The sequence below is a fragment of the Streptomyces sp. NPDC002513 genome (assembly GCF_053595355.1).
Genome location: NZ_JBSFXK010000113.1, coordinates 1 through 8,628, shown reverse-complemented (window position 1 = coordinate 8,628; position 8,628 = coordinate 1). Strand labels below are relative to the sequence as shown.

The window sequence follows — 8,628 nt, the reverse complement described above, 5'->3', positions numbered from 1 at the left end:
CAACTTGAGCCTAGAGAACTCAAAGGATGGCAGGAGACGGCGTGTTTCCCGTATCAGGGCTGGTCAGGGCACCCACGCATGCGGCAGGAGAGCCCAATTTATCCAGCGTGATGGAATTGCCCGGGTCGAAGGAACCGTAGAAGAACGCCTTCCAACTCTCGGTCATGCTGCGCGCGGCGTTCGCGTAGAACGTGTGGTACTGGCTGTGGTTGATCCCCCACGCGTAGAACACGGCGGCGAGCACGGTGATGACCAGCAGAGCCGGACGCGCGTACGCGGGCTGGTCCACCGGCGATCTCCACGGCGCACGTCGGGCCGCGCCGGCGGGGAAGGTCGGGTCGAGGACTGTTGTAGCCATGCACGGCAGTCTTCGACACCCGCGAGGGTCCCCCATGCCAAGGCAGCCACATTCAAGGAACTTCTCACCGGAACAAGAAGAAGCTTTGAAAACACCCAGGGGCCGCCTTTAACCAGCATGGCACCGCCCATCACCCATCGCGAAGATTTGGGCACCCAGAGTAGATGCACAACGAATACACAGGGAAGCCATGGAAAGGTCGGCGTGCGGCGGCCACCTTGACCACCTCCGCGATCGGCATCGGGCCGTCTATCAGCTCCAGGATGTGGCCCGCCAGGCCGGCCATCGAGCCGCCGCATCCGGCAACGGTGCCGTGTCGGCCAAGACGCTGGTCCGCCCCGGCCGAACGGACGTCCAGGAAACGGTTCGACCGAACCACTTTGTAGACGCGTTGCCGCGCCTCGAACTGGCGTCCCGAAAAGCGTTTCGGTCGAAACACCTTGTCCTTGGGCCCGCAGGCGATGCGTTGGACGTCTTGTCCCGCTTTCGGGTCGGGTTCTACGACTGCCTGTACGCCCGCACGGACGCGCTGTTCGAGCTCACGGACGCGGTCCTGTGCGCGGACGGTCCGGTGAAGACCCTGGTCGAGCTGTCCCTGACCGTCGAGCATCGGCGCGGGCACGGCGCGCTGTATGCCGCGCTGGACCGGGGCTGGATCGAGCCTGCGAGGCTGCGTCGCGTGCTGGCCGACCTGCCGCTGCCGAAGGCGGCCGACGGGCGGATCGTGCTGGCGGTGGACGTGAGCAACTGGCTCCGCCCTGATGCCCCGACCAGCGATGACCGGCTGTTCTGCCACGTCTACGGGCGTGGCGACCGTAAGACAGACCAGTTGGTGCCGGGCTGGCCGTACTCATTCGTCGCCGCTCTGGAAGCCGGCCGCACTTCCTGGGTCGCGCTGCTCGACGCGGTGCGCCTGGGCCCCGCGGACGGTTCCACACTCCAGCTGGTGGACGGTGTCGAGGTCGAAGTGCCTCCCAGGTGGATACGGCTGCGGCGCATCCATTCGTGCATGAGTTCCCGGTAGTCGGGCCGGCCGCGGCGAGGGTGTACATCCTGCGCGAGCACCAGGTCATGGGAGGTGCAAGTGCCTGGCGTGCTCCAGGACGGGCCGGTGTTCCGGGGCAGGTGGGCCATGGCCCAGTCGGCGGCCGCGTCCTTGGTTTTGATCTCGCCCGTGGCGAAAGTGGTCCAGACGCGGGCGAGGGTCAGCAGGACGTTGCGGGTGTCATCGTCCAGGGCCGACTGACGTTCAACTGGGCCGTCATCGAGACCGGACCCGGCTCCTACCGCCTCACCAGCACTCGGGCCCGAGCCGAAGAACCAGCGAGGGCCGACTGACACCACGCACATCGGCGCCGGCCGGGGGCTGGAAGGAGCGGAAGCCGCCCCTTCCAGCCCCCGGTTCTCAGGGCGACAAGCCTCGATCGTCCTGGCCGGGCGCACAGGTGTGCGCCTGGTGACACGAGCGCGGATGACCCCGCTTCGCGGCGATGCTCAACGCGTGCGAGGTACGCCAGCGGCCGGGAGCTGCCACCTCGGGTGCGCACGCGAATCGATTATGATCTTGGTTATGTCTGTGCAGCACTCTGACAAAATCCTTTCCCGTAAACAGAGGCTTCAGGAGAAGCAGCGCCGCCAGTTGGCGGTGGTCGACACTGTGGACAAGGCCGAGGCCAAGGTCCGCAAGGCAGAGTTTGAACTGGCCTTGGCCGTCACCGAGGCAGTGCAGGTGTTCGGCAACGAGCAGTTGGCGTCCGAGGGGCTCGACATGCCAGTCGAAGCGATCCAGCGCTTCCTTGGCATGGCGCAGGACGAAACGGCCAGTGCCGGCAACCTCCCCGAGATCGCTGGCGGATCCTGAGCCCAACGCCGTTGCGTCAGCGCCGTGAGCGGCTATTCAGGCCGTGGGCGAAGAATGCGACGGTGGTGTGGACGGGTGTAGTTCAGGGCCTTCCGGGGATGCTGTCCGGCATTCGGTCCGCACTTGTTGCCGAAGGCCGATGCGCCCCTCATTCCATGTCCGCCACGACGGAGCCCACCCGGTCGCCGAGCGAGGGGTCTCGGCGGACGAGTAGCGTCGCGTAGCCGAGGGCGAGGAGCACGGTGGCGACGGCCGCGTAGGGAAACCAGCTGTAGGGGGCGGGCTGGCCGGGCTTGGCCAGGTAGTAGAGCGGGACCGCGATGGCCAGGACACCCAAGGCGGGCAGTACCAGGTGCCTGACCACATGGAACTCCTGCGGCCGGTATCTGCGGTAGTAGAGCGGCAGCGCGATGTTCGAGGCCAGGTACACCAGCAGGATCAAGATGGTTCCCATCGTCGATGCCTCGGCGAAGAAAGCCACCGGGTTCATCGAACCGCTGTGGTGGCCGAGCAGATGGACCAGGCCCCAGCCTCCGATGACCAGCAGGGCGGTGGCGGTGAAGGCGAGGATGGCGTTGGTCGGCGTGCGGCGGATCGGGTGGACGTAGCCGAAGAAGGACGGCAGCAGTCCGTCGCGTCCGGCGTTGAACACCAGCCGTGCCTGTGAGTTGGTGCCGGCGATCAGCGCGCCGAGGGTGGAGGTGAGCCCGCCGAGGTAGGCGAGGAAGGCGAGCGCTCCGAGGGTGTTCTGGGCAACGCTGATGAAGGGGATCTGGGCGCCGCCGAGCTTGTGCACGTCGTAGCCGAAGCCGGTCACCGTGGCGTAGGAGAAGAGGACATAGCTCACCGACATGATCGCCACGGAGGAGAAGATCGCGCGGCTGACGTTGCGTCGGGGGTTCTCGGTCTCTTCGGCGAGCGCCGCGGAGTTCTCCCAGCCGATGAAGAGGTAGACCGCCAGCGGGAACCCCCCGGCCAGCCCTTTCAGCCCGTTGTTGAGGTGGCTGGGCAGGAACGGGGCGGCGGACAGGTGCCCCGCGTGGCTGATGATCGCCGCTGCCGAGACCACCACCAGGACCACCATCTCGACCCCGAAGAAGAAGCCTGCCAACTTGGTGGAGACCACCACGCCTCGCAGCATCAGCACCACCGAGACAGCGGTGAGCAGCAACGTCCAGATGATCCACGGTACGTTCACGCCGGTGTACCGGTGCAGGGTGATCTCCAGGAAGCCACCGGAGATAGCAATGACCGAGGCCATGCCGATGATGTAGCCGATGCCGACGAGCAGCGCCGTGGTCACCGCGCTGACCGGTCCGAAGGTCTTGCCGACGAAGGTGATGAAACCGCCGGCCGACGGGTGCGCCCGGGAGAACTGGGCGAGTGTGTTGCCCAGCAGGGCCACCGCGACACCGGCGGCGATGACGGTGAGCGGGGAGGCCACGCCCGAGGTGGTGGTGAGGAACGCGAAGCCGAAGTAGAAGCTCATGGCCGGGCCGATGTTGGCCATGGTGGCGGCGGCGATGTCCGCCATCCCCAGGACACCGCCGCGCAGCCGCTGGGGCTCGCCTCGGGCGGGGTGCGAGGCGGCAGGCGGTCCGGCTCCAGGGGGTCCGGACTCTGGCATGGTTTCTCCTTCTGGGGCCGTGCGGCTCCTTGGGTGACCTGGTCCTCGCTCGGTCAGACCGGTTGTACGCGCTGGTGCGCCTTGACCGCCCGCACGGCCAGGTCCGTGGCGCCACGGGCGAGTTCGTCGAGCAACTCGGCGTGGCAGCGGTTCCGTTCCCGGAGCACGGCGGGTTCGGGTGCGGGCAGCAGCAGGCACAACCGGCCGAGCAGGTCGGCGGCGATCTCGCGAATCCCCGGGCCGCCGAGCACCTCGGCCAGCTCCAGGTGGAACCGGGTCTCCAGCTGAAGCAGCCGAGCCGCATCGTCGACCAGGTCGAGCTCGGCGACGAGCGCTCGCAGCCCCGCCAGCCGTTCGGCCTCGACCTCGCCGCAGCCGTGCGCCACGAGGCCGCACTCCACCAGCAGGTGGAACGAGTCCAGCGAGGCTGCCGCCTCCGCGTCGTGCATCACGGCGGCGACGGTCTCCCAGGCCGAGGCGACGAAGGTCCCACCGGCCCGCCCGCGGCGCCGGTCGAGCAGGCCGTCCTGGCACATGCCTTCCAGGGCGCGGCGCACCGTGATCTCGCTGATCCCGAGTTCGTCGGCGAGGACCCCGGTGTCCGGCAGCCGGTCGCCGGGGAGCACCGATGCCAGCCGCACCTGGAGCGCGATCCGGGAGCGGACGAGTTCGGCCCCGGTCTGCCCGCCGCCGCCCAGCAGAGCGCGCGCGCCCGCCACCCCGGCGGCCGACGCCGCAGGGAGGCGTCCTCCAGGGCCGAAGGGGACGAACTTGCCTGCCGGGTTCACCACGCAGTCACTCTAACCATCCGTTGATCAAGGTAGCGGACCGGAGGCGGGACGCGCGGGGCGCCGGGCCGCCTCCGGTCCGTCGGCGGCTCAGGCGGCGGCCTTGCGCTGCGGGGCCGGTTGGGCCGGTTCGCCCTCGCCGGATTCGCTGAAGGACATCTCGGGCGGTGCGACCCGGAAGCCGCGGGTCAGGTAGCCGAGGTAGATGACGCCCAGGCCGAGCCAGATCAGTCCGAGGGTCAGCGCCGCGCCGTCCAGGTTGGTCAGGAGCCAGGCGTCGATCACCGTGCCGATCGCCGGGACCGCGAGGTAGGAGACCGGGTGCGGGCGCTCCCCGGCGCGCCGCCTGCGCAGGTAGGAGGCGATCACGCTGAGGTTGACGAAGGTGAAGGCGGTGAACGCGCCGAAGTTGATGAAGGAGGTCGAGGTCGCCACGTCGAGCTTCAGGGCGATGAGCCCGACCGCGCCGGTGAGCAGGATGTTGCCGGCCGGGGTGCGGAATCGTTCGTTGATTCGCCCGAAGACGCTGCGCGGCAGCACCGAGTCGCGGCCCATGGCGTACAGCAGCCGCGAGGTGCTGGCCTGGGCGGCCAGACCGGAGGCGAACTGGGCGACCACCAGACCGGCCAGGAAGAAGGAGGAGAACAGGTTGCCGCCGATGGTCTTGGCGATCTCGAAGGCGGCGGAGTTGGGGTCGGCGAAGGAGCTGCCGGGGTGGACCAGTTGGGTGGTGTAGGCGACCAGGACGAAGATGCCGCCGCCGATGAACGCGGTGAGCATGATGGCGCGCGGAATGGTTCGCTGCGGCTCCAGGGTCTCCTCGGTGAGCGTGGTCACCGCGTCGAAGCCGAGGAAGGAGTACGCGGCGATCGCGGCGCCGGCCGAGACGCCGGACCAGGTCGTGGCGTGGTTGGCGAAGGGCGCGATGCTGACCGCGGCCCCGGCACCGCCCAGGTGCATCACATGGGCCACGGAGAGCACCACGAAGAAGGCGATCACCAGAACCTGGAAGGCCATCAGCAGGTCGGTGGCGCGCTCGGCCGCCTTGATGCCGAGGACGTTGAGTGCGGTGGTGACCGCGATGAAGCCGACGATCCAGACCCAGAACGGCACGGCCGGGAACTCGGCCTGCAGGTAGGCGCCGCCGATGAGCCAGATGACCATCGGCAGGAAGAAGTAGTCGAGGAGGGTGGCCCAGCCCACCAGGAAGCCGACGCGGGAGTCGATCTCGCGGCGCACGTAGGTGTAGGCGGAGCCGGCGACGGGGTGTGCCTTGGCCATCCGGCCGTAGCTGTGAGCGGTGAACAGCATTGCGGCCAGAGCCAGTAGATAGGCGCTGGGCACGGATCCGTCGGTGGCGCCGGCGATCACGCCGTAGGTGCCGAGCACGATGAGCGGTGCCATGTAGGCCAGGCCGAACAGGACGACCGACCGGAGCTTGAGCGCGCGACTGAGGGTCGCGGGAGAAGCGTTGTGCATGGGGACTCGCTAACGGGTGCGGGGACGAGGGCGGGGTCAGGCGCGGGGAGCGGACGCGGGCCGCCAGCTGCGGGGGTCGATCCGGCCTGCGTACAGCGGTAGTTCGATGGGGGCGTCGGCGTCGGTGAACTGGTCCCACATTCGGTTGAGTCCGGCCGTGCCGAGAGTGCGGGTCCGGGTGACCTGGTCCAGGTCGAGTACCTCGGTGAGGACGACGGGCTCGGCGTCGGGGGCCTCGGCGGTGACCCGGCCCTCGGGGTCCACGATCAGGCTGCGGCCGGTGCCGACGGGTGCGGCGGCGTTCACACTGACCACGTGAAGCTGGTTGACGATGGCGTGCGCCCGGGCCAGGACCAGCTCGTGTTCACGGTCGGCGGTGGTGGTCTCCACCTGATTGACGATCACTTCGGCGCCCAGCCAGGCCAGTTGTCGTGCCACCTCGGGGAACCAGCTGTCGTAGCAGATGGCAAAGCCGATCCGGCCGGCCTCGGGGAGGTCGAAGACCACGAAGCGGTCGCCCGGGTCGTACGGCTCGTAGGGCCGCCAAGGGAAGATCTTGCGGTAGGAGGCGACCAGCCGCCCCTCGGGGGAGAACGCCAGTGCCGTGTTGAACAGGGCGCCGTCGGATCCGCGTTCGCAGACGGTACCGGGGAAGAGCCAGACGCCGAGGTCTCCGGCGAGTTCGGCGAGCTGCCGGGTACGCGGCCCGTCCAGTGGCTCGGCGGCGGCCTGGAGCAGTTCGTGGCGCTCCTCGGTCGTACCGTCGACGCCGCACAGGTGCATCTCGGGGTGGATCACCAGCCGTGTCTCGGGGTGTGCCGCCAGCAGCTCGGTCACCTCGGAGGCGAAGCCGTCGAGTGCGGTGGCGGCTGGCCGGGGGGCGACCTGGGCAGTCGCGATGGGCAGGAGCCGAGGCATGGCGAAACCTCCAAATGATTCAAAGCAGCCGAAATGCGACGTGAGCGGCAGACTGGAACGAGCCGTTCCGGCATGGATGGAAAATTAGAGCATGATGAACACTTAAACAAGACCCCGTTTCGCGACCTGGGGCCAGCTGCGCCCTACCCTCGCCAACGGTCCCCTTTGGCGGCGGGGAAGCGGATCGTCAGGCGGGCAAGGCGAGGCTCCTGCCTGCGTGAGCGCCGCGCACTGCTGGCCGCACTGGCGGTCGAGGGCGGGCCGCTGGTTCCACCGGCGGTCGGGGGCGGGCCGACGGAGGCCGCTCTGACCAAGATCATGAAGCATCGTGCCGGAGTGGCTGCGGCTGGTGCCAGGCAACGTTCGCCCTGTTCACCAGAAACACTCCGACCGGGTGCCGGCCACCTACCACCGCACCCATGGCGTCCGGTACTTCCACGGCTGCTACTCGGTCGGCGACGACATGTTGTGGGGCGTCAACCGCCGCAAGAAAGGTACCGCGAACACGCTGGCCGCGCTCAAGTCGATCCGCGCCGCCCGGCCCGACGGCGCCCCCATCTACGTGATCCTGGACAACCTGTCCGCCCACAAAGGCACCGACATCCGCCGCTGGGCCACAAAGCACAAGGTCGAGCTGTGCTTCACCCCGACCTACGCCTCTTGGGCCAACCCCATCGAGGCCCACTTCGGACCGCTGAGGCAGTTCACCATCGCCAACTCCAACCACCCCAACCACACCGTGCAGACACGAACCCTGCACGCCTATCTACGCTGGCGCAACGCCAACGCCCGCCACCGCGACGTCCTGGCCGCCGAACGCAAGGAACGCGCCCGCATCCGAAGCGAGAAGGGCATCCGTTGGGGCGGACGCCCCCTCAACACCGCAGCCTGACCAACCGCGAACTTACACAGCCACAGCGCATCATCGGTCCGCTCGTGGCCAAGCGCGGACGACCGAAGCGTTGTGAAGATGATCTCGGCTGGGCAGACCCGGAGCCCCGAACGGGGCCGGTTCAGGAGAAGGACGGCGCCAGAGGAGAATGGCTCAGGAGGCGGACGGCTCGATCTCCCCCGCGAAGACGATGACCTGGTCGATGAGGCTCCGCCGCAGATGGACGACGTCCGTTCCCGCCAGGCGGGGGCCTCCATCCGGCGTCGTGAAGACCCACTGGTACCGGGCCCACTCGTCCGGCATGTCCACCGCCGAACAGCGCACCATCGTGCCGGTCCCCGCGGGGTGGCGCCGGATGTCCAGCACGAACCGCTCGACCGCCTCGATCCCCTCACTGCGGCCCAACGGTCCCCAGAAGACCACGTCCGAGGTGAGGGCCTGGGAGAGCAGCGCAGTCACATAGCTGTCGTCCGAGGCGTTGAACGCGGAGATGAACGTGTCGATCGCGGACCGCGCGGTCTCTTCCTGCATGCACCAGTAATACCACTCCTCGCGGACCGCGCTCGTCCCGTGAGCCGTCTCCCGACCACGGTGAACCATCCCGGTCACCGCACTAGATGATCTATTCCAAGGGGTCAGTGATCGAACGCGGTCAGCGAGCGTAGGACGTCTTGTCCGGTGTGGTCGTTGTGCCATATCGCCGTG

General features: G+C 68.3%; 7 protein-coding genes and 3 pseudogenes. 3 read left to right on the top strand and 7 right to left on the bottom strand.

Features of this window, described 5'->3' with window-relative positions; all coding sequences use genetic code 11:
- Positions 1-19: 19 nt before the first annotated feature.
- Positions 20-358, bottom strand: a complete 339-nt coding sequence (locus ACWD5Q_RS34670; protein WP_451431049.1) for a hypothetical protein — start codon at positions 356-358, stop codon at positions 20-22.
- Between the two features lie 466 nt (positions 359-824).
- On the opposite strand from ACWD5Q_RS34670, the pseudogene ACWD5Q_RS34665 reads away from it, so the two are divergent.
- Positions 825-1,286, top strand: a pseudogene (locus ACWD5Q_RS34665) (transposase); the annotation flags it as partial.
- A 147-nt stretch (positions 1,287-1,433) separates the two neighbouring features.
- Here ACWD5Q_RS34665 and ACWD5Q_RS34660 read toward each other — a convergent pair.
- A pseudogene (locus ACWD5Q_RS34660) lies at positions 1,434-1,594 on the bottom strand (aminoglycoside adenylyltransferase domain-containing protein); the annotation flags it as partial.
- A 334-nt stretch (positions 1,595-1,928) separates the two neighbouring features.
- Between ACWD5Q_RS34660 and ACWD5Q_RS34655 the strand changes: the two are divergent.
- Positions 1,929-2,219, top strand: a complete 291-nt coding sequence (locus ACWD5Q_RS34655) for a hypothetical protein (RefSeq protein WP_451431048.1) — start codon at positions 1,929-1,931, stop codon at positions 2,217-2,219.
- Between the two features lie 148 nt (positions 2,220-2,367).
- Here the strand turns inward: ACWD5Q_RS34655 and ACWD5Q_RS34650 are convergent, their stop codons facing one another.
- The 4 genes from ACWD5Q_RS34650 to ACWD5Q_RS34635 all read right to left on the bottom strand — a co-directional run bounded on the left by ACWD5Q_RS34650 (position 2,368) and on the right by ACWD5Q_RS34635 (position 7,031).
- On the bottom strand, positions 2,368-3,846 hold the full coding sequence (locus ACWD5Q_RS34650; RefSeq protein ID WP_451431047.1) for an APC family permease: 1,479 nt from the start codon (positions 3,844-3,846) through the stop codon (positions 2,368-2,370).
- 53 nt (positions 3,847-3,899) lie between these two features.
- Complete coding sequence (locus tag ACWD5Q_RS34645; RefSeq protein WP_451431046.1) at positions 3,900-4,637, bottom strand: FadR/GntR family transcriptional regulator; 738 nt, start codon at positions 4,635-4,637, stop codon at positions 3,900-3,902.
- Positions 4,638-4,724: 87 nt separating this feature from the next.
- Positions 4,725-6,113, bottom strand: a complete 1,389-nt coding sequence (locus ACWD5Q_RS34640) for an APC family permease (RefSeq protein ID WP_451431045.1) — start codon at positions 6,111-6,113, stop codon at positions 4,725-4,727.
- 36 nt (positions 6,114-6,149) lie between these two features.
- Positions 6,150-7,031: a carbon-nitrogen hydrolase family protein gene (locus ACWD5Q_RS34635; protein WP_451431044.1), complete on the bottom strand. Its 882-nt coding sequence runs from the start codon at positions 7,029-7,031 to the stop codon at positions 6,150-6,152.
- A 376-nt stretch (positions 7,032-7,407) separates the two neighbouring features.
- Between ACWD5Q_RS34635 and ACWD5Q_RS34630 the strand changes: the two are divergent.
- A pseudogene (locus ACWD5Q_RS34630) lies at positions 7,408-7,923 on the top strand (transposase); the annotation flags it as partial.
- A 153-nt stretch (positions 7,924-8,076) separates the two neighbouring features.
- Here ACWD5Q_RS34630 and ACWD5Q_RS34625 read toward each other — a convergent pair.
- Positions 8,077-8,454, bottom strand: a complete 378-nt coding sequence (locus ACWD5Q_RS34625) for a nuclear transport factor 2 family protein (protein WP_024757633.1) — start codon at positions 8,452-8,454, stop codon at positions 8,077-8,079.
- Positions 8,455-8,628: the final 174 nt, after the last annotated feature.